Source organism: Roseomonas sp. TAS13, assembly GCF_001950415.1.
GTDB lineage: Bacteria > Pseudomonadota > Alphaproteobacteria > Acetobacterales > Acetobacteraceae > Roseomonas > Roseomonas mucosa.
The window spans coordinates 1-342 of the sequence record NZ_BDLP01000798.1; the positions used below are offsets into that span (position 1 = coordinate 1).

1 pseudogene is annotated in these 342 nt (G+C 66.7%); it reads right to left on the reverse strand.

The annotated features are described in order from the left end of the window. Window positions 1-126: 126 nt before the first annotated feature. Window positions 127-342, reverse strand: a pseudogene (locus tag ROTAS13_RS25575) (IS5/IS1182 family transposase); the annotation flags it as partial.

Below are 342 nucleotides of genomic sequence, written 5' to 3' on the forward strand. Positions count from 1 at the left end.
ACGACCAGCATCCCAGCACTGGCTCCCGATCATCCCGGAAACCACTGTGAACCCCGCCGTCAGTGGGGTCCCGTTTGGACGCCGATCACCCCTCCAACAGGGTTCCTATTCCATGCCGATCCACACGTAGCGCCCCACCTGGCCGGCCAGGCGCGGCGCCAGGCGATTGTAGTTCTGGCGCAGGGCGATCCCGGCCTTGTGCGCCAGCGTCACCGGCGAGTGGCGGGCCCGCTCATAGAGGCGGCTGTCGGTCGGATGGGCGATGGCCTTCTCCATCACTGTGGTGTCCACTGCGATCTCGGCCAAGCTGTTCGACGTCACAGCTCCCGAAGCCTGAGCCGC